We start from the raw sequence: 26,415 nt of genomic DNA, 5'->3' as shown, positions 1-26,415 counted from the left end.
CCCGGTGACGGTCACCAGATCTGCCCGGAGATGGCCATGGGATCTGCCCACGGGGCTGGTCATCTCCGGTCCCCGGATTGTCAGGCCAAGGGCTTCACCCCCTGGCCGGCGAGTGCTTGGGAGAGGCGGACGGAGTCGCCACTGGTCTGGCAGACGTGGGCGTGATGCAGGAGCCGGTCCACCGTCGCGGTGGCGATGGTCTTGGGCATGAGCTCGTCGAAACCGGCCGGGTGCAGGTTCGAACTGATCGCGATGGCACGTTTCTCGTAGGCGGCGTCCACCAGGCGGTAAAGCCCCTCCGCGGCGTCGGTGGCCACCGGCAGCAGTCCGATATCGTCGACGATGATCAGGTCGGCGCGCAGGATTTTGGCGATGGCCTTGGTGACGGTGTCGTCGGCACGGTGACTGCGCAACAGCACGCCGAGGTCTTCCAGTGTGAACCAGGAGACCTTCAGCCCCTGCTCGACGGCCTGCTGTCCGAGCGCCTCGAGCAGGAATGTCTTGCCGGTCCCGGAGGGCCCGCAGACCACGAGGTTCTCTTTGCGATGCACCCACTCCAGCGTCCGCAACGCCTGTTGAGTCGGTGCGGGGATCGAGGAGACCGACTCGTCCCAGGCGTCGAAGGTCTTGCCGGTGGGGAACCCGGCGGCGGCGCGGCGCGTGGCCAGCGAGGCCCGGTCACGGCCGGTCGCCTCCTCTGCCAGCAGAGCACGCAGCACCTCGGCCGGGTCCCAGCGTTGGGCCTTGGCGGTGGCGATCACCTCGGGCGCGTGGCGGCGGATGTGCGGTAGCCGCAGGCGCCGCAGCACGGCGTCCAGGTCGGCGGGCAGCGGCGGACTGGCCGGCACGCCCAATGCCGGAACCTCGGTGGTGGCGGTCATCGGTCTTCCTCCTCGGAATCGGTGGCCACCGGTGACTGCTGGCCCAGGGCGGCCCATCCGGCGGTGCCCTGGGTCAGCGACCGGTCCTCACCCGCTGTGTGGGCTTGGCCGGTAGCGCCGGAGGCGGCGTGGTGGTTCAGGATCGAGGGCAGATCGGCCTCGGCGAACCGGTTGTGCAGGGCCGCGTGCCCGAGCGCCCAGTCGACCTCGTCGGGGTCGAACAACTTGGCCAGGGCGACGGCCTCGGCCATCTTCACCCGCATCCTGGCCGTGCCCGCAGCGGCGGCCTCGGTCAGCCACAGCCGGGCCCCGTCACCCAGGGCTAGGAACGCCGCCTCCGCGGCGTTGCGGGCGCGAGGTTGGCGGTGCAGGGCACCGGCCGGGGCGTCCGGGAAATGCGCATCGGCCAGCCGCGGGCTGCCCGGGGTGGCCCGCGGATGCCGGGCCACCTCCACCGGTCCGTCGGGGCCGACGTGCACCACGACGATCTGCTCGCCGGCGCCAGCGCCGTACGGGCGGACCCACACCGTCTCGCCGAGCAGCGTGTGCGGCACCGAGTACTGCCCCGATTCGAACGTCACCATCGGAGAATTGACCGGCACCTGCCGCGTGACCCCCAGCGCCACCGTGTACGCAGCGGTCGGCACGGTATGCAGGCGGGCCCGTTCCTGGGCGAGCATCTCCGCCGGAGCCCTCCGAGTGACGCGGTGCTCCCGGTCGTTGATCTGCTCGCACCACTGCTCGCACGCGGCCTCCAGCTCGGCGAACGAGGAGTACTCACCGCGCAGGTTCGTCTCCTTGGGCACCAGGTCGGCCTTGGCGACCTTGACCGTCGACTCTGAGCCACCCTTGGAAGCCGGATCGGCTGGCTCGCAGGTGAGCACCGTGACCCCATAGTGGCGGGCGAACGCCACCACCTGCGGGTTACGCACCGCCATCCCAGCCACGTGCTCCACAGTGACGGTCTTCTCGTTGTCGGTCAGCACATACGTCGGCGCCCCACCCAGACGGCGCAGAGTCACATCCAGAGCGGCGAACACACTCGGGGCCGTCTTGTCGCGGATCGGCAGGACCACCCGGAACCGTGACCACGCCAGCCACGCACAAAACAGCACGGTCTTGACCCCGTCGATCACCGGACCGTCACCGAAGTCGTACTGCAACCACAAGCCCGGCTCGGTCACCCATGGCCGGTGCACCCGGGCGTTGCCCAGGCGGTAGGACTTCTTCACCGCCGCCACCGCCCGACGGGTGGTGCGCTCCGAGCCGGTGAACCCCACCGCTAGCAGCTTCTCGTGGACCACGTCCGCGCGGATCTTGCCGCCCGAGCGCTCCACCCACTCCTCGACCTTCGGCATGAACTCGTCCATCAACTGCGGCCGCGAGGCCGGCTTGTCGGTCAACCGGCCCGCATCACGAGCAGTCACATAGCGGGCAACGGTGTGGTGCGAGACCCCGGCGAGCTCGCCGGCATCCCGATAGGACCCTGTCAGATCAAACGCTTCGAGAATTTCCATGATCTCCTCGGCAGACTTCATGTTGTCCCTCCTCGGGGCGATGGGCGCTTCAGCACCGCTATCGCACCCGAGGAGGGGCCCCGAACCGCCCAAGCGGGCCGGGAAACAATGTCGTGTCGGGCAGATCCCATGACCGCCAGCGGGCAACTCTCACGTCCGCCAGCGGGCACCTTCGTGACCGCCTACGGGCAGTCTCTCGTGTCCGTTGTCATTCACCGCGGTTGTTGTTGCTCAAGATGACATGGACGAGTTGCGTGGAGGGCTTCTCGAGATTGCGGGCTCGCCGCACTGGCACACCACCGAGGCTCTGCTCACGGCAGGAGGGCGACGGGCCACTGAGGACATGCTCGGGTATCTCGCTGACGGGAAGGAGACCTGCGTGATTGCCCATCAGGTGTCCGTAGACCCTGTCGACCATGATGCAGAAGACGCTCGTCGCGCCTGCTATCGATCGTTAGCGGAAGAACTCGCCGCTGGCCGAGCCGGCAGTTGGAGCCCTATAGAGTTGCTCATCCTCGAAGAGCGCAACCAGAGCAACTTCCGGAATAAGGATGACAAGAACCACAAAGAACTGATCCGCGAAAATCGAGTCCCACGAAACACGCGACTCCTGCAGACCTCTCCAAGTGCCGAGCGGCTGCTGTGGCTTCCAGATCTCGTGTCATCCGCGTTCCGCCGAACCATCACTCACACAGACGGAACCGACGAGATCTTCGAGATCGTGAAGCCTCAAGTGCATTTTCTTGAGGCCGGGGACTAGATGAGGTGTAAAAAAAGAGCAGCCCCTGGCTGCCGTAGCTACACCTAGGGGCCTGGCCGACTGTCGGGGCGTAAGCCCAGAGGGCCGACTCATTGCTCACCTGTATGTTATCCAAACTGCGGAGCATTGTCACGTCGTCGTTCGCACGCACTCCTGAGCCAGTTGCGTCCGGCGTTCACTACTGAGGAACTACCTCAGTTCCCGTGCGTCCGCCGGAGTCGCGCATCTGGCGGGACCTATCGGCGTTTGTGCGGAAAGTGTGAGCTTCCGGAGCACTCCACCGCCACCTGGCGCCGGAGACATCCGCCAGATAGCGGTTCGGTTCACATCGTCGGCACGTGAGGCTCCGCCTCGTCCCTTTTGGGTACACCGGTGCGGGACTCCCTGGTGCGCGCAGTTCCGGCTGTTTCGCAGGGTCGGGTCGCGCGTTTTGATCCCGGTTCCTCTGGGGTCCAGGGTTCAGGCAGCGGCTCTGTCATTGGCCGGCCGGGTGCCCGGATGCTGTTGATTCCTCGAGGTGGGGAATGGGCCGGCTCGGCGGGGGTCCGCTTCCGGCGGCGTGTGGTGCGGTAGAAAAAGCAGAACCCCGGCCGTGTGATCGGCCCTCCGAAGAGGACTACAGGGACGGTTCCGGGGTGTTCAGCACTGATATTACATGGCGGAGGTGGGCGTGGCCAGCACGAGCAGTTGGGCGTTCTATGAGCGCCACTTTGCCCGGTCGCGGTTGCAGCACTACCTCGTGCACACCGGAGGCAACGAGGTGGCGGCGATGGAGCTGTATCGGTGGAACGCCGCGATCTCTGGCGCCTTTTGGCAGTCGTTGGCCTACTTCGAAGTAGCGTTTCGCAACGCTCTGGATGAACGCATGAGCGAGCGTCACGCGCTTCTTGGGCGTTCGGGCCACTGGGTGTTCGACGATGCTCGTGAATTGGGACGTGATGCCATCGGGCCGGGTAAGCATCGTCAGCCGTACAAGGACATTGCCGAGAGCATTGGCCGGGTGAAGAGGAACCGCAAGCCGCTCAGCGCCGGCCAGATCATCTCAGAGCTTCCGTTCGGGTTCTGGCACCAGATGGTCTCCCGGCGCCAGATGTTCCTCTGGCCGGATGTCGCTGGTGCGTTCGCCTATGCGCCCAGGCGTGACCAAGCGACGATCCAGGATCCGGTGAAACGGTTGCGCGAGTTCCGAAACCGGATCGGCCACCATCACCGGGTGTGGTCAGAGGATATCCAGTCGCGTTACGACGATCTGCTGAGCGTGGCTGGCTACTTGGACCCTGATCTGGAGAGATTCATCGACGAGCGGAGCCAGGTGCCTGGTCTGCTCACGTGGCAGATCTGATTCGCCGCATCGGGTGCGCGCTCATCGATGTGGGTCACTGGCCGGGGCTGGCGGGGGAGATGTAGCGGTACCACCAAGGTGCGAGTGAACCCCCGATGGGTCGGCCGAGTTCGGCGGCGGTGCAGCCGCCGGTGACGTGCGTCTGTCGAAGGCGGTCAGTGCCGCTTTCAGAAGTTGTCAGCACGGATATCGGAAGTCGTCATCACGACCGGTCGAGGGGACCGACTCGGGTTGTAGCGGTCCGCGTCGATGCTGTGGTCAGGTTTCGTCTCGGGCGCGGCGCAGTGTCGCGTACATTGCCGAGCGGGATAGGCCACTGATTTCGCATAGCTGATTGGCGGAGTAGTCGCCGGATTCGTAGTCCGCGAGCAAGCGTTTGCGCTGCAGGGCAGATAGCTTGGGCTGTTTGCCTTTGGAGTCGGCCGGCCTTTTTCGCCTCGGCCATGCCTTCACGGGTTCTGGCGCGGATGAGGTCGGATTCGAACTCGGCCATCAGCGACAGCATGCCGAAGAACAGCTTGCCCGTCGGGTCGGCTGGATCGTGGATCGATCCGCCGATGCTCAGCCGGGTCCCTTTCGCCTGGAGTTCGTCGGCGATGGCGCGAAGGTCCACGGCGCTTCGGCCGAGGCGGTCGAGTTTGGTCACGATCAGGGTGTCGAACTCGCGGCACGCGGCCAGCGCCTCACGCAGTCCGGGGCGGTCGCGGTTGCGGCCGGTGAACCCGCGGTCGGTGTAGATCTTTGTCGACGCCGAGGCGTGTGAGGGCTGTGCGTTGCGCACGCAGATCTTGGCCCTGGGTTGAGCATCGGGCGTACCCGACGAGCATTCCGTCCATCACAGAACGGTAGGCCGTCAAGGGCAGCCTATGCCGGACCAACATGCAGGACGGTTAACCAGCACGATTTTTCATGCCTCCCGCGCAGGCCACGTTCAAGCCTGGCCCGCACTTTGTTGTGCTGGTGGGGGATCGTCAAACAGGACACCGGTCGGAGTGAGGTAGGAGCAATGTCAGGGGTCATCCTGTTGCTCTGGGTCGTGGACGTCGACACCTGCACGTACGCCAGTTCAATGCTCCGAAAGTTGGACCCGGACGGCCGAGGTGGGCCTCGAATAGTGGGCTCTACATGTGGGGCGCATTTCCGGGCCGCCATCGATAGGGGACCGGGTTTGACGGAAACCGTCCCAGAACCAAGGAACTGGGACGGTTGTTGGAGGTCGATGTATGAGAGTGGGCGACATCTGATCCGGCTGGCCATTGGGGGGCCAGGCTCCGAGGAGGTCTACAGGACGTGGGCCAGGGGCTGGCGTTGGCACGCACACAATCTCCCGCGACTCACCCGGGTCAGGGCAGTAGGTTCCAGTACTGTTTTCGGGCGGGCATGGCGTGGATTATCAGCTGCTCACCACTTTTGAAGATGAGCACAATGGTCTCGAGCAAGCGGGCGCGCGTGTCGAAGCCCAGTGGCAGTTCACGATGCGGCCAGTCATCGTCTGCAAGGGGTTCGATCCACTGGGGCCAGTCGGCTGTCTGGATCGCGTCCTCGGGCTTGACGCCGTGTTTGAGTGCGCTGTTGTGGACCTTCACGCAGCAAAATTTGCCAGGGCGCGTCGGATCGCTTCCGAGCGTGACAGGTGCTCTTTAGTGGCCATCTTGTCCAGCACTTCGAGTTCCTCGGCGGTGAGGCGTACGGCTACGACCTGCATCGGTTCAGCGCCGCGACCGGGACGTCCGCGTCCGCGTCGTTTCAATTCTTCGACGTCATAACCGGCTTCAGCTTCGTCTGCCCACTCCTGGATCTGTTCGTCTGTGACCATGCGCAAATCGTATAACGAAAATAGTTGGGAGGGTAGTTGATCAGGGGCGTGAGCGTAGGGGAGTGGTTCGCTGCGAGTGTCAGGCCGAGCTCGTCGGTGTCCTGCCGAGAAGGTTTCATGAGGCGCCGGATGTCGCTATCGGCTCAAGAGATGCCATCGGTGTTGGCGTTCGCCGTTTTGTGGCGGCGTTCTATCGACGCTCTGTGGCGGCCTCCGCTCCCGGCGATGCGGACGAGGGCAGGGCCGGCGAACGTTCCGTAAGCCGATCGGCTACAGGGTCCTTCGTCCGCCTGGGGATACCTGCCCTATACCCTGGATGTGTGTCCTCTTTGAGTTCTGCTCCTGCATCGACGACTCCGGTTGGCCAATTGCGGGCGCGGGGACGTGGCCGCCTGGTTGACCGGCTGACCTGGGGTGTAGCGGTCGCCAACCTGATCGCTCAGATTGGGATCATCGTAACCGGTGGGGCCGTGCGCCTGACTGGTTCGGGGCTCGGTTGCTCCGAGTGGCCGGTGTGTGAGCCGGGAGCGTTCACGCCGCAGTTCCATGCGGCGATGACGTTCCACCCGATCATCGAGTTCGGCAACCGCATGCTGGGCGTCGTCGTCGGCGTCATCGCGCTGGCTATGCTCGTTGCGGTCTACCGACGTGAGCCGACAGCCTCACGTTCACCTGCCGTCAAGCGGTTGGCCTGGCTGATCCTCATTGGCGTCGGCCTCCAGGGGTTCATCGGCGGCATCACCGTCTGGGTGGACCTGCACCCGGCGATCGTTGGCTCGCACATGCTCATCTCACTGGCGCTGGTGGCGGTGTCGACCTACCTGCTGGTCTGCTTGCGTAGTCCTGATGGCCAGGCCGTCCCTGTCTCCTCGCCGTCCGCCCGCGTCCTGGGGCTCGCGATGAGCACCGTCGGCGTGCTTCTTCTCGTACTCGGGGTGGTCACTACTGGCGCCGGCCCGCACTCCGGGGATGCCACCGAGCCTTACCGCTGGGCACTGGACCCGGCGTTCGTCTCGCGCCTACACGCGCTAGCTGTGTGGGTCTTCGTGGGGCTCGTCGTCGTCGGGCTTCTCCTCGCCCGGCGAGAGCAGAACCAACGGGCAGTGCGGGCGTGGGGATGGCTGCTGGCGATCACGCTGGCGCAAGGTGCGGTCGGATACGTCCAGTACTTCACCGGACTGCCCGAGCTGCTCGTCGGGATCCATATGCTCGGCTCGGCACTCACCGTCGTGACTCTGGTGTTCGCGGTGAGCTCGCTGTCCACACGCGAACCCGCACCCTCATCACGGCTTACCCCATACGACGACACTCTGGCCGCGCTTGCCGCTGTCGGCCAGACGACGACGGGCGTACACGCAGAGGACGCGCTGACGACGGACACGCCGACGGTGGACAGCCGGCCCGCCGGCCCCGCGGAGTGATCCCGGTCCTGCTCCGGCTGGCGGGGGCGGCTGCGGCCGGCGCGCTGCTGGCCGCCTCGTTCCCTCCGGTCGGTCTGTGGTGGGCGGCGCTCCTCGCGATCGCCCTCCTCGTCGTCGTCCTCTCCCCGGTGCGCGGGACGGCGCCCCGCGCGCGGACGGGCGCCCTCCTGGGGTTCGTGGCGGGGTTGATGTTCTTCCTCCTCCTGGTCCCGTGGGTCGGCCTGTACGTGGGGGCCTACGCCGCCTGGGGTCTGTCCCTGGTCGAGGCGCTGTACCTCGCCGCCTTCGGTGCCGGGGCGGTGCCGGTCCTGCGGACGGGCCTCGCACCCGGGCGCCGGGCCGGACTGCGTGCGACTGGCGCGGTCCTCGGCGTGGCCGGCTGGTGGTCGGTCTGGGAGTGGGTCCGCTCCTCCTGGCCGTGGGGCGGCTTCCCGTGGGGGCGGCTGGCGTTCGGTCAGGCCGACGGCCCGCTCCTGCCCCTGGCCTCGCTCGGCGGGGCCCCGCTGCTCGGGTTCGCCGTAACCTCGCTCGGCGCGGCCCTCGGGATCGCGTGCCTGCTCCTCGCCCGCAGGGACCGACCTCTCCGGGCGGTGGCCGCGCTGGTGTCCGTCCCAGCGGTCACGGCCGGCCTCGTCGCCGGCGGCGCAGTCACCGCTTCGGCGGCCCTCTCGACCGGCTCGTCCGCCGTCGAGGTCGCCGTCATCCAGGGCAACGTCCCCCGGCTGGGCCTGGACTTCAACGCCCAGCGTCGCGCGGTCCTCGAGAACCACCTAAGCGTGACGGCCGGGTACGCCGACGAGGTCGAGGCCGGCCTCCGCGCGCGACCCCGGTTCGTCGTGTGGCCCGAGAACGCCTCGGACATCTCCCCGCTGGCCGACCGACGTGCGGGCGCCCAGATCAGCGCGCTGTCCCGGCGGCTGGGGGCGCCGATCCTCGTGGGCACCGTCCTGCCGACCGGGGACGGGCCCGAGACCACCAACTCGTACCTGGTCTGGGACGGCAGCTCCGTAGACCCCGCCGCAGACCCGGTCGTCGACCGTCACGACAAGAGGTACATCCAGCCATTCGGCGAATGGCTCCCGCTACGCGAACCGCTGGAGAAACTGTTCCCCATCGCGCGCAGTGCCGGCCACTTCATCCCCGGAGACGGCGACGGACTCGTCACCGCGGCTGGAGTGGGCCTGGGCGTGGCGATCTGCTTCGAGATCGCGTTCGACGCCGCCGCCCGCGAACCGGTGGCCCGGGGCGCCCAGATCCTCACCGTGCCCACCAATAACGCCACCTTCGGCCGGTCGCCCATGACGTACCAGCAGCTCGCCATGTCCCGGGTGCGGGCCGTGGAACACCGCATCCCCGTCCTCATCGCCGCCACCAGCGGGGTGAGTGCGGTGATCGGGCCCGACGGCCGGGTCCGGCAGGAGACCGGCATCTTCGAGCCCGCGGTGCTGGCCGCGCAGGTCGAGGTGGGGGCGGCCGGTACGCTGGCAACCCGACTGGGCGGCATCCCACAGGCGGTGTGCTGTCTCATCGGGCTCGCCGGGCTGGCCTGGGCGCTCATCCGTGCCCGGCGGCGGCTCGGAAAAGACTTCGAGGAGATGTAAGTGACCGATCCGTTGACGCCCGCCGGTGGTGTCCCGTCCGCGCGGACGCTGGTGATCATCCGACCTACGACGAGCGGGAGAACCTCCCGGGGGTCGTGGAGCGGCTGCTCGCCGCGGCTCCGGACGTGTCGGTCCTCATCGCGGACGACAACAGTCCCGACGGCACGGGGGAGGTAGCGGACCGGCTCGCCGCCGAGGACACGCGGAGGCGGATCACAGTCATGCACCGCGCCGGCAAGAACGGGCTGGGCGCCGCCGTGAAGTGCCCCCAGCGCTGGCCGAATCCGGAGGTCAGCGAACCGCTGGTCGGTATCGCTGCCTGCGGACGACGCGCGGTCTCCTCGGTGAGTGCGAGTCAGTTGGTGCTTGGCCCTTGCTGTAGTGCCTTCTCGGCGCGCAGTTCGGCACCTTCGTCTGCCGTGGCGCGGTGGGCATAGTGTCGCGTTTGTCTGCTGCTGGAATGCCATCTGCGGCCGAGGATGAGGAGTACGACGAACAGCATCGCCTCGCCCGCGGCCAAGGCGATGGCACTACTGACTTGCTGAGCGTGAAGAAGGTCAGGGATCCACGGCAGGTTGAGATCGCTGTACCAGGACTCGGCGAGGATCGTTTGCGAGTTGATCAGCATGATCCCGAAGAGGATGTGAACTGGCATTGAACCGAGGAGCACGAAGAACTTGGTGCGAGGAGTCACAGGCTTTGGGGCGGTGGCCGGGGTCGGCACCGTGCTTTCTGAACCTTTCCGTAATCAGAGTGCGTCGAAGCGACTTAGCGAGACATCGAATGTGGCTTCCGGCCCATGAGGCAGACGCGCGCCCGGGCCGACAACCATTGTCTCGTAAATCTGTAGGGGTTTGAGGCATTCTCCCGACAGTTCAGCAGGCGCTGTATAGTTCAGCAAGTGCTGACCATTTTTTCCCGTGTGGATGTGATGAACCGGTTAGGGCGGGCGATGGCCGACCCGACACGGTCCCGGATACTGCTGACCTTGCTACAGCAGCCGACCTACCCGGCGGAGCTGGCCCGGGACTTGGAGCTGACACGGTCGAACGTGTCGAACCATCTGGCATGCCTGCGCGACTGCGGGATCGTTGTCGCCGTGCCCGAAGGTCGCCAGACCCGGTACGAGATCGCAGATCCGCACTTGGCGCGGTCGCTGTCCTCCTTGGTCGAGGTCACCCTCGCGGTCAACGAAAACGCCCCCTGCTTGGAGCCCGGCTGCTCAGTGCCGGGTTGTCGCGCCACGGAGGTGCAGGCGTGATCCTGTCCTCGGCCCTGCAGGCGATCGGCCTGTTCATTGCCACCAATATCGACGACATTATCGTCCTGTCGCTGTTCTTCGCCCGCGGCGCCGGCCAACGCGGCACCACCGCACGCATCCTGGTCGGCCAGTACCTCGGCTTCATCGGCATCCTCGGCGCCGCAGTGCTCGTCTCCCTGGGCGCGGGAGCCTTCCTGCCCCCGCAGGCCATCCCTTACTTCGGGCTGATCCCACTCGGCTTGGGACTGTGGGCCGCGTGGCAGGCCTGGCGCGGGGATGATGATGACGACGACGCAAAGATCGAGGGCAAGAACGTCGCCGTGTGGACCGTGGCCGGCGTAACCTTCGCCAACGGTGGAGACAACATCGGCGTCTACGTCCCCGTCTTTCTCAACGTGGGCCCGGGAGCCGTAGTCGCCTACTGCGTCGTGTTCCTAGTGCTGGTGGCAGGACTGGTGGGCCTGGCAAGGTTCGTCGCCACCCGCCGGCCGATCGCTGAAGTCCTGGAGCGCTGGGAGCACATCCTGTTCCCGATTGTCTTAATCGGCCTAGGCGCCTTCATTTTGATCAGCGGCGGAGCATTCGGACTCTGACAGTGCTGACGCAGCGCCCCTGATTGGCTCTCCCCGCTCAATCTCGTACAAGTATTGCGGCCCCTTAATCGCCTGCGCGTGATATTATCGCTCAATGGCGATTAAAGGGGTCCCGGAGGAGTTGGTCGGCGAGCCCTTCCAGCCGGTTGATTGCGGGGCGTACGCGGCGCTGTTCCATGCTTTGGCAGAGCCGACGCGGTTGGCGATTCTTGAGCACTTGGGCAGCGGCGAGCACAGGGTGCGGGATGTGGTTGATCACATGCACTTGGCTCAGTCCACGGTGAGCAAGCATCTTGCCTGTCTTCGGGACTGCGGGCTTGTGACTGTTCGGATCGAAGGTAGGGCTTCCTGGTTCTCGCTGGCGGACCCAACTCGGTTGGAAGCCCTGATCGAGTCTGCAGCGGCGCTCCTGAGCGCATCAGGGACCACGCTTTCGCTGCGCGAGCACCGCGATCTCCATGATCGCGATGCGGCTCAGTGGACCGAGACTGTCATGCGAGTGCCCCAATTGTCGCAGCCATCCACCAGTCGAGGAAAGGTCTGAAACCACTATGAGTGCTGGACACAGTCACGGACCGAGTTCGGAGGAAGCCGCGTCGGCACCGGACTTCCGTAGAAAGCTCGGCATTGCCTTCGCGCTGGTCTTCTCCATCGTCGTTGCTCAGGGTGTCGGCGCCTGGATCACCGGCAGCCTGGCGCTGCTCGTTGATGTCGTCCACTCATTGACTGATTCCATCGGGCTGCTCGTCGCGCTGGTCGCGGCGGTACTGATGGTTCGTCCCTCAAACAAGCGGCGAACCTGGGGTTTTCGCCGCATCGAGGTCTTGGCGGCCCTCGGCCAGGCACTGCTCCTGGCCGGCGTCAGCGTCTACGCCCTTGTCGAAGCAGTCCAGCGCTGGAGCAACCCTCCAGAAGTCGCGGGTGCAGAGTTGCTGATTTTCGGCGTCGTCGCGTTGGCTCTCAATATCGCTGCCGCACTCGTGCTCGCGTCCAGCCGCGGCGCGAACTTCAACATGCGCGCCGCGTTCCTGGAAGTCCTCATGGACGCGCTGGGAACGCTGGCGGTCATCGTCTCAGCCGTGCTCATCATGACCACCGGGTTTCAGCGTGCCGACACCATCGCCGCTGTCGCTATAGCGCTCATGATCATTCCCCGGGCTTTCCTTCTGGTTCGAGAAACTACCCACGTCCTCATGGAGTTCACCCCGGCTGGCCTCGACCTCGACCGGGTCCGAGCGCACATCCTTGCGATCGACCACGTGCGGGAGGTCCACGACCTCCACGCCTCGACTGTCGCCACCGGTCTTCCCACACTGTCTGCCCATGTCGTTCTTGACGATGAGTGCTTCGAGGACGGTCATGCCCCGGAGATCCTCGATACCGTGCGGCACTGTGTGGCCGAGCATTTCCACATCGAGCACACCACCTTCCAGCTTGAGACCCAGCACCACCGAGATCACGAACCCCCGGTCGCGCGGCACCCCTGAAGTACGGGAGATAGGGAACCGAACACGGGTATATGCGCCGACGTCTTGAAGATGCATGATCTAACTCAGTGGAGCCCGCCCGGCCGGCTTCGCCTTGGTGGATGAAGACCTGGTCGGCGCTTGCCCGAGTTCGGTGATCACCGAGCCGGTCAGTATGGTCAGCCACGGTGGGGGTCCTCGAAGGGAAGATGTTGGCATGGCGAGACTGTCCATAAGGCCTAGAGCAGTGTGCGGTCGCCGAAACCGCACTTCCTGCAAGTCCATCGGAACAGTAGCCGCAGCCATAGTCGGCATGCTGACGCTGACAAGCTGCGCGACCGGAGCTGACGCTGTCGCTACCGGCGAGACGTTCGACTTCGTCAGCCCGAATGGCCAGTTGGAGATTTTCTACGACCCTCCGGAGGAGCGTAGGAAGATCGCGCCGATGTCTGGGCCGAACCTGCTCGACCCCGAGATGACCGTGGCCGTCGGTGATTATCCCGGCGATGTGGTGCTGATCAACCTGTGGGGCCAATGGTGTGGGCCGTGCCGAGCGGAGATCGACGATCTACAACGCTTGCAGGACAAGTACGAATCCCGAGGGTTCACCAATGTCGGCGTCAATTTGCGTGACCCGAATCGCGACAAACCCGTTGACTTCGTCAAGGACAACGGGGTCACCTATCCCTCGATCTGGGACCCGTCCCAGGCTGCGGTCGCGGCACTGGACGGTTTTCCCACGTCGGTGGTGCCGGCGACACTGATCCTCGATAAGCAACATCGGGTGGCTGCGGTGTTTCTAGCGGAGATCACTGATTATCAGTTGGAGCCGCTCATCGAGAGGCTGCTCGCGGAGCCGGTCGGGAGCGACGCTTGATGAGCACGGTGTTGCTCGCGCAGTCCATTGGTGAGGCCTTTCAGCAGACAGCGGCTTCCGGCCCACTTCTGCTCGCGCTAGGTGCGTGCATGCTCGCGGGGCTCGTGTCGTTCGCCTCGCCGTGCGTGGTTCCGCTCGTGCCCGGCTACCTGGCCTATCTCGCAAGCATTGTCGGTGCGGAGCGCCCGGCAGTCACAGTGCAGGCGGCAGAACAACGTCGCGCCGCATCGGGCACGCTCACGCTTGAGGAGAAGCGCTACCGATCGTCATCGCGCAAACGCGTGGTTCTGGCGGCTCTGCTGTTCGTGGCAGGGTTCACGGTGGTGTTCGTCCTGCTGTCGGCGATGGTGTTGGGGGCCGTGCAGTATCTCGCCCCCCAGCAGGAGCTACTGCAGCGGCTCGGCGGAGTAGTCACAATCCTCATGGGGCTGGTGTTCATCGGGGTCGTTCCCGTACTTCAGAGGGACACCCGCATGCAGCCCAAAGCTCTGTCGACCTGGGCGGGCGCACCGTTGCTCGGGGCCGTCTTCGCTCTGGGGTGGACCCCCTGTCTTGGTCCGACGCTGGCGGCGGCCTTGTCAGTGGCCGCTGGGACTGGAATCGACGCGGCTCGCGGAGTGCTCCTTATTGTGGCGTACTGCTTGGGGCTTGGACTGCCTTTCGTGGTAGTGGCGTTTGGGTCTACGAGGGCCATCCGCACCGTCGGATGGCTGCAACGACACACCCGGAAAATTCAGATCGCCGGCGGCGTCATGCTCATCATCGTCGGTTTGCTGCTGCTTAGTGGTCTTTGGACTCAGTTCGTGTATTGGCTTCGCGACTTCGCCATCTCCGACACCACGCTGCCGATCTGAGTTAGGAGTGTGCGCACGCAGATTGTCGTCCGGTCGCTGGCAGCCATCATCATCAATGGTCTGTGGGCTGCTCGTATCGGAGCTACCGCTCCCCGAACCGTCGCTGGCACACTGGCTCCGTCATTGCCGCCCACCATTGCTGTCCGTACCTGACCGTGCCTCTGCGTTACCAGAAGTCGGTCGCGAGCCGTCGGCACGCCTCCGGGAATGCTCAGAATTCCGTGCGAGACGGTGTCCGGTCGTCTGGTTGCACAGCCTCTAAAAGTAGGGAAGTCACTTGAGTAAGAACCTGGCATTGTCCTTGGCCCTGATCGGTGTTGTCGGGCTCATCCTGGCCGGCATGCTGGTCTGGAACAGTCAAGACGAGTCATCCCCTGAGGCGGTCGGGGACGAGCCGACCGCGCAATTGGTGCGTGAGGACAGCCCCCGATTGTCCGAGGGTGAGGAAGCAGTGTTCGTCGAGTACCTCGATTTCGAATGTGAAGGGTGTTTGGCTCTGTACCCGGTGATCGAGGACCTACGGGACAAGTACGGGGATCGGGTTGAATTCGTGGTGCGTCACATGCCGTTGCACGATAACTCGGTCAATGCAGCACTGGCGGCGGAAGCTGCGGCCGAACAGGGTGAGTTCGAGGCTATGTATCAGCGACTGTTCGACTCCGTTGACCAGTGGGGCCACCAATCCACTTCCCAGGCGGAAACTTTCGTCGGTTACGCCGATGAACTGGGACTAGATGTCGACCGTTTCCGTGCCGATGTCAACGATCCGGCCACGTTGGCCAGCATCGAACAGAGCAGACAAGACGCTCAAGCCTTCGGAGTTACCGGCACGCCGACGCTGTTTCTGGACGGCCAACGCCTCGAGCCGACAAGCGTTGCCGATCTGGAAGCCAGCATCGAGGCAGCCCTGAATGACTGAAACCGCGGCAGGGTCCGAGGCTGACTTCGCACACGTCCAGGTGGGCGCCCGTCGGCTCGGTGCACTGCTGATCGGTGCAGGGCTCATCGGGCTCGCCGCAGCCATCGTGCTGCTGGTAGAGAAACTCGAACTACTGGTCAACCCTGACTACATACCCACCTGCGACGTCAGCCCGATTCTCTCGTGTGGCTCAGTCATGACCACACCCCAGGCTGAGGCCTTCGGCATCCCGAACCCGATTATCGGAATCGCAGGGTTCGCCGCGGTCGCTGTCGTCGGTGGGGCAGTCCTGGCCGGCAGTGGATTTCGCCGCTGGTTTTGGGTTGGCGCCCAAGTCGGTGTCACCTTCGCGGTGGTGTTCGTCCACTGGCTGATCTATCAAAGTCTCTACGTAATCGGCGCTTTGTGTCCGTACTGCATGGTCGTGTGGGCGGTGACAATCCCGATATTCTGGTACACCACCGTGTACAACCTCCAGCACTTCCAGGGGTCCACGCCGCGATGGGCGCGACAGAGCATTGAGATCGCCACGGGTTACCACGGCGTACTTCTCACCGCCTGGGTTCTCCTCGTCATCACACTGATCGCGGCCCGTTTCTGGGACTACTGGATCAGCTTGATGTAACCGTCAGCACCAACTCCTTGGGCCACTTGAGTGATCCAAGCACCGCGAACACGCCGCTCATCATCGCTCGCGGGGCCGCGCCCGCACACCCGACCGCGCCCAGTTACAGGTGACAGCGCGGAGCATAATACACTGGCACTAACGTTCCGCGGTTCGAATCGCTTCACCATGGTCCTTCATGTGAGTGCGAGGTGCCTGCCCAACGCCGAAGGTGGCCCCAACCTTCCGTGCTGCGGAGGGGGAGAGTTCGAGTGAACACAATGCGCAAATCGGTATTCGCTGCGGCGATCACCGCCGGTACTCTGCTGCTATCCGGCTGCACTGCAGACTCCCAGGGCGACGCTACGGCTACATCATCGGCGCCGGCTGAGGTTGCCCCGCTGGTGGCAGAAGATGTCTGGGTCAAAGCAGCTGACCCGAATGGCGCCGAAACTGAGCATTCCGGTGGCGAGATGAATCGCCAGGCCGAGGTGATGACGCCGGTGTTCGGAACCCTGCGAAATCAGTCCGACTCCGACCTTCGGCTGATCGGTGCTTCTTCCGACGTTTCCGAGCAGGCCGAGCTGCACGAGACTGTGCCCGGCCCGACCGGCGCGGCGACGATGCAGAAGCGAGAGGAAGGGTTTGCGATCCCTCCGGGCGGCGAACTCATTTTGGCGCCGGGGGGCAATCACGTCATGCTCATCGGGCTGCGTGGCCCGATCACCACAGGCCAACAGGTGACGATCACTCTCGAACTCGACGATGGCAACAGCACTGAGATGGTCGTCTCAGGGAGATCCTTCGAGGGGGGCAACGAAAAATATCAGGGCGGGGAGTGAACGACGGTGGCGAGGTCTGACCGTGGTCCACAACTCGGCCGCCGGGGCTTTCTGACCGGTGGCGCCGCTCTGGCCGGCGGCGTCGTAGGATTCGGTGTCGCCGATAGGACCGCCACTTCCAGCTCCGCAGACAGGGCTGTTCTCACCGATTCTCGCGCGGTCGGAGACGCGACGGAGCCATTCTATGGCGACCGACAGGCCGGAGTGACCACCGCGCCGCAGGCGCACGCGGTCTTCCTGGCCTTTGACCTCAGCAAGAAGGCGCACCGAGAGAACCTCACTGGAGTGCTGCGCACCTGGACTCACGACGCCGCCCGGTTGGCGCGGGGTCGAAGCGGACTTGCCGATCTCCAGCCCGAGTTGGCAGAGCATCCTGCCCGACTGACAGTCACCATCGGTTTCGGTCCCAACCTGCTCGGCAAAGTCGGACTGGGCGGCCGCAGTCCGCAGTGGCTTCGACCGCTCCCCGCTTTCCCGCAGATTGACCGTCTCGAGGACAGATGGTCCGGCGGAGACCTGTTGCTTCAGATCTGCGCGGATGACCCACTCACGGTGGCTCACGCCGCCCGCGTCCTGGCCTCCGGTGTCCGTGGTGTCGCCACCCAGCGGTGGGTCCAGCGCGGATTCCGGCGGGCAGTTGGCACCGATCCGTCCGGCCGGACGCAGCGGAATCTGTTTGGCCAGCTTGACGGCACCGTCAACCCCGCCCCCGCCGAATCCGACTTCGAGGCGCTGCTGTTTTCAGACGGCGCGGAACAGCAATGGATGCGTGGGGGGACGTCGCTGGTGCTGCGCCGCATCCGGATGACGATGAACTCGTGGGAGGAGATCGACCGAAACAGCCGCGAGCTTTCGGTGGGACGAAAACTGGACACGGGTGCTCCGCTCACTGGCACAGACGAGCACGACCCCGCAGACTTCACGGCGATGAACGAGGTCGGTTTGCCCGTCATTCCCGCCGAATCGCATATCGCCCGTGCGCATTCGCGCAACCGAAGCGAGACAATCCTACGTCGACCGTACAACTACGACGACACCCCGCAGCCAGGTGAGATCAGCAACTCCGGACTGCTGTTCGCCGCCTACCAAGCCGATCCGGTACGGCAGTATCTCCCGATCCAGCAACGACTCGCCGAGCAGGACATGCTTAACACCTGGACTGTGCCGATCGGATCAGCTGTCTTCGCCATTCCGCCCGGATGCCAGGAGGGTGGCTATATCGGCCAAGGAGTGATGGAGGGATAACCGTCCGAGGTACTGGCCAATGGCATCGACAGTCGGTTGACAGCCCGAGGCGGCGCACCGCACACGAGGGCGCCAGCTCCTCAGAACAGTTCAGAGCTAGCTCTGAACGGCAAGCGAATTGGTGGAGTACGGGTCGACGCCCTTCTGTCGGAGCCACTCCAGGGGATCCGCTCGATCTCGTCCCTCATTTGTCCAGACCTCGAAGTGCAGGTGAGGCCCGGTGGAAAAACCGCGATTTCCCATTAGGGCGATTGTTTGCCCTGCTTGTACGCGCTGGCCCGTGGACACTAGGACTTCCTCCATGTGTCCATAAACGGTCATCGTGCCCTCATCCGACATGATGCGCACCCAGTTGCCGAATCCTTGCGCTGGCCCGGCATCGATGACCATGCCCTCGCTGGCCGCCAAGATGGGAGTGCCGATGGCGTTGGCGATATCGGCACCGCCGTGGAGTGCCCCCCAGCGCTGGCCGAATCCGGAGGTCAGCGAACCGCTCGTCGGCATCGCTGCCTTCGGACGACGCGCGGTCTCCTCAGTGACCTGTCGGTACGTATCGATGGCCGTGCCGGTCATCAGCGAAGTGACCATGGAGGCGGCACCTTCGTCCGCGGCGTCCTCCCGTGGGGTGATGGGCTCAGGACTGCCAGGAAGTGGCACGGGCGCCTCTGCTTGGTCAGACGCAGTGGGAGGCACCTCGGGCGCGCTCGGACTGATCGTCGATTGGTGAGCGATCAGGTCGATGTGTTCACCGGAGGCGTCTTCATGCGGGGTGGCCAGAGCGCTGCCCGACGAGGTGACCGCCCCTGCAGCAACCGCGACCACGATGACCCGATCGCGGACGGCGGTTGCCTGGGAGGGGCGGCGATGTTCCCCGCGATGCCGAACCGTACCGTCGAGCCCCCAATGGTCGACTGTGAGCGAGTCTCCGTTGCGGCGAGCGCGCCTTCTCTTCACTGCCGCCGTGTCCCCTCTGTCGCTGCGCCGTGATGCTTTCGTGATCTTACCCGTGCGAAGGTAGTCGAGTCGATTCGGCCACTGCAAACCTCGGGGCAAGATGGCTCCCCCGTGCGAGGGTCGTTTGGCTGCTGCCCGCGGGCATGCGGGGCAGCCTCAAGGAGCTCGGCTTCAGTTCGAGCTCGGGCCCTGCTGTAGCACCTTCTCGGAGCGCGGTTCGGCACGCTTGTCCGCCGTGGCGCGGTGGGCACGTTCCCGCGTCTGTCCTCTACTGGAATGCCATCTGCGCCCGAGGGCGAGGAGGACAACCAACAGCATCGCCTCGCCCGCGGCCACGGAGATGCCACCTCCGACTTGCTGATCGCGAAGAAGATCAGGGATCCACGGCAGGTTGAGATCGCTGTACCAAGCCTCGGCGAGGATCGTTTGCGAGTTGATCAGCATAAGCCCGAAAAGGATATGAAACGACATCGAACTCAGGAGTATCAGGAATCTGGTGCGAGGGCTCACAGGTGTGGGTGTTTCATCCACGCCGATGATCACCCAGAAGAACAGGTAACCGCTGACCAGGAAGAATCCGTTCATGAACATATGGCCCAGGTGCTCGGAGATTAGCTCCTCGTACATGCCTCCGAGGTAGAAGAGGTAGAAACCAGCTACGAACTGCGCCCCGACGACGGCCGGGTGGGTGAGAAGCCGGGAGATCGGGTTGTTGATGAATTCGAGCAACCATTCGCGCGGACCGGGCGGATCTGCGGGTGCAGCGGCAGGTAGAGCACGGAGGGCGAGGGTCATCGGCCCCCCCATTGCGAGGAATATCGGCACGACGATGGACAGCAGAATATGTGCGGTCATGTGGGCGGAGAACTCGGCTCTCGCATACATGCCGAAGCCCGAGCTGGTGGTCAGAAAGAGGAACACACAGCCGGCCACCCACGAGATGGTGCGACCGGTCGGCCATCCGATTCCTCGCCTTCGCAGCGTTCGTAAGCCCCAGAGGTAAAGACCGAGCGCGACGACCGCCAGTGTTCCCGAGAGTAGATCGAACCGCCATTGCCCGACGATCGTGGCCATGGTGATCGGCCCGGAGAGTTGGAAGCCGATCAGCGATTCGTGAACGCTCGGGAGGTAGCGAGGTGCCGGCGGCGGGGTGCGGCCCAGAGATACAGCGATGGCCATAGTCGCGGCCATCAATCCAGCCTCAATGCCGGTGATACGAATGAGGATGCGCCGGCGAAGCGGTGCGTCGGGGTCCCGACTGTCCAGATCGGCGAGGATGCGGGCGCGTACCAGCAAACCACACAAGCCCAGTAGGGCCAGGGCGAACAGTTTAGCTACGACAAGCAATCCGTATGTGGAGGTGAGCAGGTCGGACAGGCGCAAACGGGTGAAGAGATTGATGACGCCGCTGAGTGCCATCACCACGATCGCCACGGTCGCGACCGCAGAGAATCGACGCAGTGCGAGCGCGACCTTCTTGCCTCCCCACCAGGCGTGCACAAGCACGGCGATGAGGCCGCCGACCCATGCTGCGGCGGCAAAGAGGTGAAGGATCAGCGAATTGGTGGCGATGTCGTGCGCCACCGCGCCTGCCGCATGTCCCGTCGCCGCGACCGGCAGCAGTGACAATACGGTGACGGCGAGCCACACCGCCGACCAACGCCACGAGAGGCTGAAGCGCTGGCCGATGCCTGCAATCAAAGCCAGCAACGCAGCCCACCGCCACGATGAGGCGACCTCGATCTGTTCGACGGCGAGAATCCACTGCTCGGGCGGAAGCGAGGCGGATAATGGTTTGCCCGAAGTGTCCGAGAGGGTGAGCAAGATGAGCAGCGCGGCCGAGGCCGCCCATGCCAGATTCGCCCACGATGAGAGTCGCTGTGCGCGATACCCGGCCACGTCGAGGGTCCCATCGGGTGCCGCAGGTGTGAAGAACACCGCGAACATCGCGGTGCCCACCGCGACTGCGCAGAGCAATTCGGCGACTACCCGTGTGGCAGGTAGCCCGGCAGTGGTGAGGATCCCAGGGTCGGGAATACCCAAAAGGACCAGGGCCTGGGCTGTTGATAATCCGGACAGCATGACCGCTAGAGCGGCACCGATGACGAGCAGGACCAGAATGACCGGCCAGACAGGTCGGCGCACGCTCGCCAGAGGAGAACTCATGGGCTCATCATAGAAAGCTCAACCCCGAGAACCGGAATGGACGAAGGGGGATCGCGACCAAGGGGGTCCTGCTGTCGGCGGAGCCAGGGAAATTAGCGGGGCCCGCCGAGGCCGTCGCCAACCAGGCTTCGGGTTGCACCTCGAAGGCCCCGGAGTCGTTCGAGGTCAATCGAGAGGTCGATGGGTAGCCGCCTGGCGGGACACGGCGACGGAAAGGAAAGGTTCGGTCAGCACATTGAGGCAGCAGCACTCAATAATCGAGACGGTTACCTTGTCGCAGATGGCGCCGTCGTTCCGCGTCGAACCTGGTGCCGTAGCGATCGCGAACAGTCTTCTCGATGAGGCGCTCATGCGAGATGGGTCCGCTGGCGGTAGTAGCAACGGGACGGCCTGATGCGTCGGTAGCAGTATTGTCACCGTCGTCGGTCCGCCCCTGGGGGCCCTCGCCGGCGTCGTTTTCGAGGTCGATGCCATCGGCACGGTTGCGGCGGCGCTCTCGGATGTCGCTCCACAGGAAGTACCCGAAGCCAACTGGTGCTAGGACCCCGAACGCGAGCCACTGCAACCCATAGGACAGGTAGCTGCCCGCCTCGATGGACGGCGTCGGCACCGGCTCGAGCGACCCGGGTTGGTTTCCGGGGAGTTGGAGGTGATGCGGCACGAGGTCGAGGCCCACAAGCGGACCTATTGCGGAGGTTTCGACATTGCGCACCATGTGTCGACCATGCAAAACGATGGGCTCTGCTGGCGCATCGGTAGCCATTCGGAGCCTGGCGGTGATGGTCACGGGATCAGCCGGTACCGCAGGGTAGTCCGGCACCGAATTGTTCTCGCCGACTGGAACCCACCCGCGATTGATGAGAAGGTCAGTGCCCTTCTCGGTTCGAAAGGCGGCGAAGACCTGGTACACGGCTTTACCGTCGACCGCTCGTTGGCGTAGTAGAACTTCTGCCTCCGGAAGGTAGCGGCCAGTCGTCGTCACGAGGTGCCACTCGGACTGCTCCAGCGGAGTGTTGCCAGTCGTCAGCTCCGCCAGCGGCACCGGATCGGCCTCGATGCTCTCACGGAGTTGTGAGTTGCGTGCCTGTAGATCCTCATTCTTGCCCAACTGCCACGGTGCAAGCAGCGTGAAACACGCGTACACAAAAAGCGCGACGGCGATAACGGCGATCAGCCATCCCGACGTGATCGCACGAAAGAACCTCTGCACGCCGTTCACGGTAGACCCGGGACCAAAGCGGTCAATATCTGGGACCTCCGGTTCGCCGAGACCGCCGCGGTGGGCGCATCCGTCAGATGATGACACCGTTCGTCGCAAGCCACGACACCGAGTCGATCCACTGGCCGGCGGGGTTCTGCACGCCCAGGTGCAGATGCGGGCCGGTCGAGTCACCCCGGTTGCCGACTTCGCCGATCACCTGGCCGGCAGTGACCCGCTCGCCCACGGACACGTAGTTGGCGTTGTTGTGGCCGTACTCCAGGAGGTAGCCGTCGTCAGTCTGGATGCGGATCCACAGCCCATAGCCGGCGGCGGGCCCGGAAGCCACGACAGTGCCAGACTTGGCCGCGTACAAGGGAGTACCGATTGGAGCGCCGAAGTCGGTGCCACTGTGGTTGGAGCCCCACCGGGGGCCAAAGCTCGAAGTGACAACACCGTCGGTCGGCTTGTGTGCGTCGACGCTGCCAGGCAGCTGCAAAGAACCGAGCCCGAGCTGATCTAGCCCGGGAATCTGGCTGGCGTACGCGCGGACCTGCTCGGCCCCGATGCCGTGCTGAGCGCCGACCTCCTGGACCATCTGTCCGACCTGGTCGAGATCAGACGATTGGGCGGAGGCGGTAGGCGTGGCGCTCAGTGCTGCACCGCTAGCAATCGCCGCGCCGGCCAGGGTGGTGGCAGCCATGCGGCCGATTCCCGCAGAGTGGCGGGCCCGATGCCGGCCGGCAGGGGACGCAGTGGTCTCGACACCGAGCGAGACCATGAGATCGGCGAACGGTACAGCCCGCGAAGAGTTCGACATGCTGATTCCTTTGACGTGGTGATGCTTCCGGCTGGCCGCGGGCGGTCTCCGATTACTCTCGAAACGGTAACAGTTTCATATCGTCTTGTCTTGCGCGATCTCCGGAGACTTGAAACATCGCAGGTCAAACCGGCTCTTCGCATCTAAGTGTGGGGTCAGGTCCGTAGCCCGCCGGCGATGAGGAGCATCCGCAGGCGGTAGTTGTCGCGGTTGCGGTAGCCGCGGGCCAGGCGCCGGTGGAGTTCGATGAGGCCGTTGATCGCTTCGGTTCCTCCGTTGTTGGATCGGTCGGTGGTCCAGTAGGCGAGGAAGGAGTCCTTCCACTTGCGAAGAGTGCGGCCGAGGCGGGCGATCTCTGGGATCGGGCAGGACGGCAAGGTCGCGAGTATCTTCTCCGCAGCGCTGCGCCCGGCTGGCAGGTCTTTGTGGTGGTAGGCCTGTCGGAGTTCGTGGGCGATCTGCCAGGCGAGGAACAGTTCCTCGTGCCGGGGGTCGGCGGCCAATGCGTCATTGAACCGTCGCCACTGCCGCTCGGTCAGCCGTGCCGGGTCGCAGCGGATGATGGTGCGGATCCCGTAGAGCGGGTCGCCCTTGCGTCCGCGGTGGCCGCAGATCTGCTGCTGCAACCTACGGCGGACCTCGTCCACGGCGCCGAGAGCGAGCTTGACGACATGGAAGGCATCGAGCACCGCGGTGGCGTCCTCGAGTTCGTCATCGATGGCCCGCTTGTAGCCGTGGAACGGATCCAAGGCGGCGATCTCGACACCGCTGGTGAAGCCCTTGCCACGACCGGTGAGCCATTCGGCCAGCACTGCCCCGGAGCGACCTGGCACGAGATCCAGCAGCCTGGCCTGCACCTTTCCTTGGCGATCGCGGGTGAGATCGACCATCCCGGTCAGTTCCTTGGGTCCGCGCTTGCGGCGGGAGACGTGGTGCCAGATGTGTTCATCGACTCCGAGGGTGAGGACGCCGTCGAAGCGGTCCGGATCATCGGCGAGCGACTGCAGCACGGCCTTGACCGGCGTCCACACGGTGTGCCACGCGGTGCCGAGCTGGCGGGCCAGTCCGTTGACGGTGGCGTGCTCTCGTCGCAGCTGCTGTACCGCCCACTCCACTACGCGGGTCGTGGTGGCGTGCCGCGGCGAGGCCAGGCCGGGAAGATGTTCGACGAAGGTGCAGCGTTCGCACGCCGCTCCCGGGCACAGGAAGCGGCGCTTGCGCCAGATGATCGTGACGGGGCGACCGAACGAGGGGATGTCGACCAGACGCACTACCTGCCGGCCATGGCCTACTCCGACGGCGCCGCAGTCGGGGCACCCGACAGGCCCAGGCTCGGACTCGACGGTCACCTCCAGGTGCTCGTCGACCATGCGCGCATCAAGGACGTACACGTCATCGAGACCGACGAGAACATCGCAGCGGGAACAACGAGACGAAGGTGCGGCGCCAGCGGCAGGCCGGCAGCACCCGATAGGCTCAGACATGGGTCGAGGCCCCTTCGGGATTGGGTGTAGAGGTACTTCCAATCCTTCAGGGCCTCGACCCTCTTGCTCCCTACTGCTTCACCGGCGTGTCGCCCTCACCCACACTCAGATGCGAAGAGCCGTCAAACCGTTGCTGGTCCGTGCGCTACGGTCGATCTGGCCATACGTCTTGGTGGCCAGGCGACAACGGGCTCGGGTAGACGTCCGTCCGAAGAACGTATGAGGGAGTGGAATAAGGGGGCTCGTACAGTGGGGACACAGACAAAACTGCAGCTGAGAGCTCGGGGATCGGGCCGAGCATGGCTGTTGGGCCCGGCCCTAGTCGCGGGTGTGGCCTACCTTGACCCTGGAAATGTTGCCGTCAACATGTCTGCCGGGGCTCAGTTCGGGTACTTGTTGGTATGGGTGCTTGTTGCGGCGAACGCAGCGGCGTGGCTGGTCCAGTACCTTTCGGCCAAGCTCGGGTTGGTTACTGGGTCGAGCATGGCTGAGCTTCTCGGTCAGCGCATCGCCAACCGGGCATGGCGTGTCCTGTATGGGTTGCAGGCCCAATGCGTCGCGATCGCTACCGATGTCGCTGAAGTCATCGGGGGCGCCGTCGCGCTGTGGATCTTGTTCGATGTCCCCCTTGTTGCCGGTGCTGTTATCACGGGAGTCATCTCCACAGGGCTTCTCTTGCTGCAAGCTCAACGTGGAGCAAGAACGTTTGAGTTCGCGATTATCGGCCTTATGCTCGTGATCGTCATCGGGTTCTGTTACGGCCTGTTCATTGCTCCGCCCGAGCCTGGTGCAGTACTAGGTGGCATGATCCCCCGCTTCGACGGCGCCCAATCGGTGTTGCTGGCAGCAAGTATTCTCGGGGCAACGGTCATGCCGCACGCAATCTACGCGCACTCCTCACTCGCCCGTGACAGGTTCGGTACAGAGAGGACCTACCCGCTTTCCCGGTTAATCAGGGCAACCCGGGTAGATGTGACTATCGCGTTGACGATCGCCGGGTCAGTGAACCTAGTGATGCTGCTTGTGGCGGCATCGGTGCTCCCCGGAGTGGCGGGCACTGAGACTATTGAAGGGGCTCACGCTGCGATCGAGAACACCCTCGGCACGACAGCCAGTCTTATGTTCGCAATCGCGCTATTGGCTTCAGGGCTCGCATCAACTGCCGTTGGCGCCTACGCGGGCAGCGACATCATGGGGGGCCTGTTTCGTACCCGGATGAAACTCCTCACCCGCAGGCTCATCACCATTATCCCATCCATTATTGTGCTAGCAGCCGGGGTTGATCCCACGTACGCGCTGATTCTGAGCCAGGTAATTCTGTCGTTTGGCATCCCGTTTGCGCTGGTGCCATTGGTGTGGCTCACTTCCCGAAAATCCCTCATGGGCGCCTCGGTCAATGCGCGCGAAACAACATTACTGGGCTGGGCGATCGCTGCTGTAATCATTGCTTTGAATGTCGCGCTGGTGGCTCTCGAGACGGGAATTGCCTGAGTTACACCACCCTATGGTGCACCATAGTTGCTGCGGCATGTTGCACCGTCCGGAGGGGCTCCGCGTGGTGCGAACGCGTGGTATGAAACACGAGTCTCGACAACGGTCCGCAGGTGGCGACCTGCTCCACCATTCCGTCATTTCCCTGCGGTCAAGGTGGCGCAAGCAACGAAGCGCAGGCCCGAGATCCACCCACGCGCAGGTCGCGCTGGGGTTGACCGATACGAATGTGGGGAACGGTTCGGTGGGGTACAGAGTTCGCACAATCTACAACTCGGCACCGTTAGCTTGTCATAAGATAAA

Annotated in this window: 25 protein-coding genes and 2 pseudogenes; 16 read left to right on the top strand and 11 right to left on the bottom strand. The window is 64.5% G+C overall.

The window, feature by feature from the left end; translation table 11 throughout:
- Positions 1-80: 80 nt before the first annotated feature.
- Both istB and istA read right to left on the bottom strand, forming a co-directional pair.
- A complete protein-coding gene (gene istB / locus OVA21_RS00135; RefSeq protein WP_268091502.1) occupies positions 81-881 on the bottom strand; it encodes an IS21-like element helper ATPase IstB in 801 nt (266 codons plus the stop codon).
- Positions 878-2,419: an IS21 family transposase gene (gene istA, locus OVA21_RS00130; protein ID WP_268091501.1), complete on the bottom strand. Its 1,542-nt coding sequence runs from the start codon at positions 2,417-2,419 to the stop codon at positions 878-880. Before istA ends, istB begins: the two co-directional genes overlap by 4 nt.
- A gap of 220 nt (positions 2,420-2,639) precedes the next feature.
- Here istA and OVA21_RS00125 point away from each other — a divergent pair, with 220 nt between their 5' ends.
- Together OVA21_RS00125 and OVA21_RS00120 are read left to right on the top strand one after the other, a co-directional pair.
- A complete protein-coding gene (locus OVA21_RS00125) occupies positions 2,640-3,158 on the top strand; it encodes a hypothetical protein (protein ID WP_268091500.1) in 519 nt (172 codons plus the stop codon).
- Between the two features lie 670 nt (positions 3,159-3,828).
- Positions 3,829-4,500 (top strand): Abi family protein, encoded by a 672-nt coding sequence (locus OVA21_RS00120; protein WP_159981232.1) that lies wholly within the window; start codon positions 3,829-3,831, stop codon positions 4,498-4,500.
- 258 nt (positions 4,501-4,758) lie between these two features.
- Here OVA21_RS00120 and OVA21_RS00115 read toward each other — a convergent pair.
- The 3 genes and pseudogenes from OVA21_RS00115 to OVA21_RS00105 all read right to left on the bottom strand — a co-directional run bounded on the left by OVA21_RS00115 (position 4,759) and on the right by OVA21_RS00105 (position 6,316).
- A pseudogene (locus OVA21_RS00115) lies at positions 4,759-5,336 on the bottom strand (recombinase family protein).
- Between the two features lie 507 nt (positions 5,337-5,843).
- Entirely contained in the window at positions 5,844-6,086 is a 243-nt protein-coding gene (locus OVA21_RS00110) for a toxin (RefSeq protein WP_096907568.1), read from the bottom strand.
- Positions 6,083-6,316: a ribbon-helix-helix protein, CopG family gene (locus OVA21_RS00105; protein WP_096907569.1), complete on the bottom strand. Its 234-nt coding sequence runs from the start codon at positions 6,314-6,316 to the stop codon at positions 6,083-6,085. Before OVA21_RS00105 ends, OVA21_RS00110 begins: the two co-directional genes overlap by 4 nt.
- A 62-nt stretch (positions 6,317-6,378) precedes the next feature.
- Here OVA21_RS00105 and OVA21_RS00100 point away from each other — a divergent pair, with 62 nt between their 5' ends.
- The 3 genes and pseudogenes from OVA21_RS00100 to OVA21_RS00090 all read left to right on the top strand — a co-directional run.
- Entirely contained in the window at positions 6,379-7,737 is a 1,359-nt protein-coding gene (locus OVA21_RS00100) for a COX15/CtaA family protein (RefSeq protein WP_326493453.1), read from the top strand.
- Positions 7,734-9,338, top strand: coding sequence for an apolipoprotein N-acyltransferase (gene lnt / locus OVA21_RS00095; protein WP_173674860.1), 1,605 nt, complete (start codon positions 7,734-7,736; stop codon positions 9,336-9,338). The genes OVA21_RS00100 and lnt overlap by 4 nt, the downstream gene beginning before the upstream one ends.
- A pseudogene (locus tag OVA21_RS00090) lies at positions 9,339-9,599 on the top strand (glycosyltransferase); the annotation flags it as partial.
- 94 nt (positions 9,600-9,693) lie between these two features.
- On the opposite strand, the gene OVA21_RS00085 reads toward OVA21_RS00090, so the two are convergent.
- Positions 9,694-10,062 (bottom strand): cytochrome c oxidase assembly protein, encoded by a 369-nt coding sequence (locus OVA21_RS00085; RefSeq protein ID WP_096907572.1) that lies wholly within the window; start codon positions 10,060-10,062, stop codon positions 9,694-9,696.
- Positions 10,063-10,239: 177 nt separating this feature from the next.
- On the opposite strand from OVA21_RS00085, the gene cmtR reads away from it, so the two are divergent.
- The 10 genes from cmtR (at position 10,240) to OVA21_RS00035 (ending at position 17,999) form a co-directional block, all read left to right on the top strand.
- Complete coding sequence (cmtR, locus tag OVA21_RS00080) at positions 10,240-10,599, top strand: Cd(II)/Pb(II)-sensing metalloregulatory transcriptional regulator CmtR (protein WP_119193011.1); 360 nt, start codon at positions 10,240-10,242, stop codon at positions 10,597-10,599.
- Positions 10,596-11,192 carry a cadmium resistance transporter gene (locus OVA21_RS00075; protein WP_096907573.1) on the top strand — a complete coding sequence of 199 codons (597 nt, stop codon included), beginning with the start codon at positions 10,596-10,598 and terminating at the stop codon, positions 11,190-11,192. The genes cmtR and OVA21_RS00075 overlap by 4 nt, the downstream gene beginning before the upstream one ends.
- Before the next feature lie 94 nt (positions 11,193-11,286).
- Entirely contained in the window at positions 11,287-11,736 is a 450-nt protein-coding gene (locus OVA21_RS00070; protein WP_096907574.1) for an ArsR/SmtB family transcription factor, read from the top strand.
- A gap of 7 nt (positions 11,737-11,743) precedes the next feature.
- Entirely contained in the window at positions 11,744-12,679 is a 936-nt protein-coding gene (locus OVA21_RS00065) for a cation diffusion facilitator family transporter (protein ID WP_061917639.1), read from the top strand.
- Positions 12,680-12,971: 292 nt separating this feature from the next.
- The gene (locus tag OVA21_RS00060) at positions 12,972-13,535 is read left to right on the top strand and encodes a TlpA family protein disulfide reductase (RefSeq protein ID WP_096907575.1); all 564 of its coding nucleotides are present in this window, start codon (positions 12,972-12,974) and stop codon (positions 13,533-13,535) included.
- Entirely contained in the window at positions 13,535-14,389 is an 855-nt protein-coding gene (locus tag OVA21_RS00055) for a cytochrome c biogenesis CcdA family protein (protein WP_061917644.1), read from the top strand. Before OVA21_RS00060 ends, OVA21_RS00055 begins: the two co-directional genes overlap by 1 nt.
- Positions 14,390-14,666: 277 nt before the next feature.
- Positions 14,667-15,308, top strand: a complete 642-nt coding sequence (locus OVA21_RS00050; protein ID WP_061917647.1) for a DsbA family protein — start codon at positions 14,667-14,669, stop codon at positions 15,306-15,308.
- Positions 15,301-15,933 (top strand): vitamin K epoxide reductase family protein, encoded by a 633-nt coding sequence (locus tag OVA21_RS00045; RefSeq protein ID WP_061917650.1) that lies wholly within the window; start codon positions 15,301-15,303, stop codon positions 15,931-15,933. The genes OVA21_RS00050 and OVA21_RS00045 overlap by 8 nt, the downstream gene beginning before the upstream one ends.
- 260 nt (positions 15,934-16,193) lie before the next feature.
- Entirely contained in the window at positions 16,194-16,754 is a 561-nt protein-coding gene (locus tag OVA21_RS00040) for a copper chaperone PCu(A)C (protein WP_253003837.1), read from the top strand.
- Positions 16,755-16,760: 6 nt separating this feature from the next.
- Positions 16,761-17,999: a Dyp-type peroxidase gene (locus OVA21_RS00035; protein ID WP_253002872.1), complete on the top strand. Its 1,239-nt coding sequence runs from the start codon at positions 16,761-16,763 to the stop codon at positions 17,997-17,999.
- A gap of 96 nt (positions 18,000-18,095) precedes the next feature.
- On the opposite strand, the gene OVA21_RS00030 is transcribed toward OVA21_RS00035, so the two are convergent.
- The 5 genes from OVA21_RS00030 to OVA21_RS00010 all read right to left on the bottom strand — a co-directional run bounded on the left by OVA21_RS00030 (position 18,096) and on the right by OVA21_RS00010 (position 24,528).
- Positions 18,096-18,587 (bottom strand): M23 family metallopeptidase, encoded by a 492-nt coding sequence (locus OVA21_RS00030; RefSeq protein WP_239550792.1) that lies wholly within the window; start codon positions 18,585-18,587, stop codon positions 18,096-18,098.
- Between the two features lie 537 nt (positions 18,588-19,124).
- The gene (locus OVA21_RS00025; RefSeq protein WP_259852130.1) at positions 19,125-21,119 is read right to left on the bottom strand and encodes a bifunctional copper resistance protein CopD/cytochrome c oxidase assembly protein; all 1,995 of its coding nucleotides are present in this window, start codon (positions 21,117-21,119) and stop codon (positions 19,125-19,127) included.
- Positions 21,120-21,369: 250 nt separating this feature from the next.
- A complete protein-coding gene (locus tag OVA21_RS00020; RefSeq protein ID WP_061917734.1) occupies positions 21,370-22,329 on the bottom strand; it encodes an SURF1 family cytochrome oxidase biogenesis protein in 960 nt (319 codons plus the stop codon).
- Positions 22,330-22,411: 82 nt separating this feature from the next.
- The gene (locus OVA21_RS00015) at positions 22,412-23,137 is read right to left on the bottom strand and encodes a M23 family metallopeptidase (RefSeq protein ID WP_061917731.1); all 726 of its coding nucleotides are present in this window, start codon (positions 23,135-23,137) and stop codon (positions 22,412-22,414) included.
- A gap of 155 nt (positions 23,138-23,292) precedes the next feature.
- The gene (locus tag OVA21_RS00010) at positions 23,293-24,528 is read right to left on the bottom strand and encodes an ISL3 family transposase (protein WP_268091498.1); all 1,236 of its coding nucleotides are present in this window, start codon (positions 24,526-24,528) and stop codon (positions 23,293-23,295) included.
- Between the two features lie 312 nt (positions 24,529-24,840).
- Here OVA21_RS00010 and OVA21_RS00005 point away from each other — a divergent pair, with 312 nt between their 5' ends.
- Positions 24,841-26,112 carry an Nramp family divalent metal transporter gene (locus OVA21_RS00005; protein ID WP_070720780.1) on the top strand — a complete coding sequence of 424 codons (1,272 nt, stop codon included), beginning with the start codon at positions 24,841-24,843 and terminating at the stop codon, positions 26,110-26,112.
- The last annotated feature ends 303 nt before the right edge of the window (positions 26,113-26,415 follow it).

The sequence above is a fragment of the Dietzia sp. SL131 genome, assembly GCF_026672565.1.
Lineage (GTDB): Bacteria > Actinomycetota > Actinomycetes > Mycobacteriales > Mycobacteriaceae > Dietzia > Dietzia kunjamensis.
Note: the sequence above shows the minus strand (reverse complement) of the source record. Positions and strands in the feature narration are given on the sequence as shown.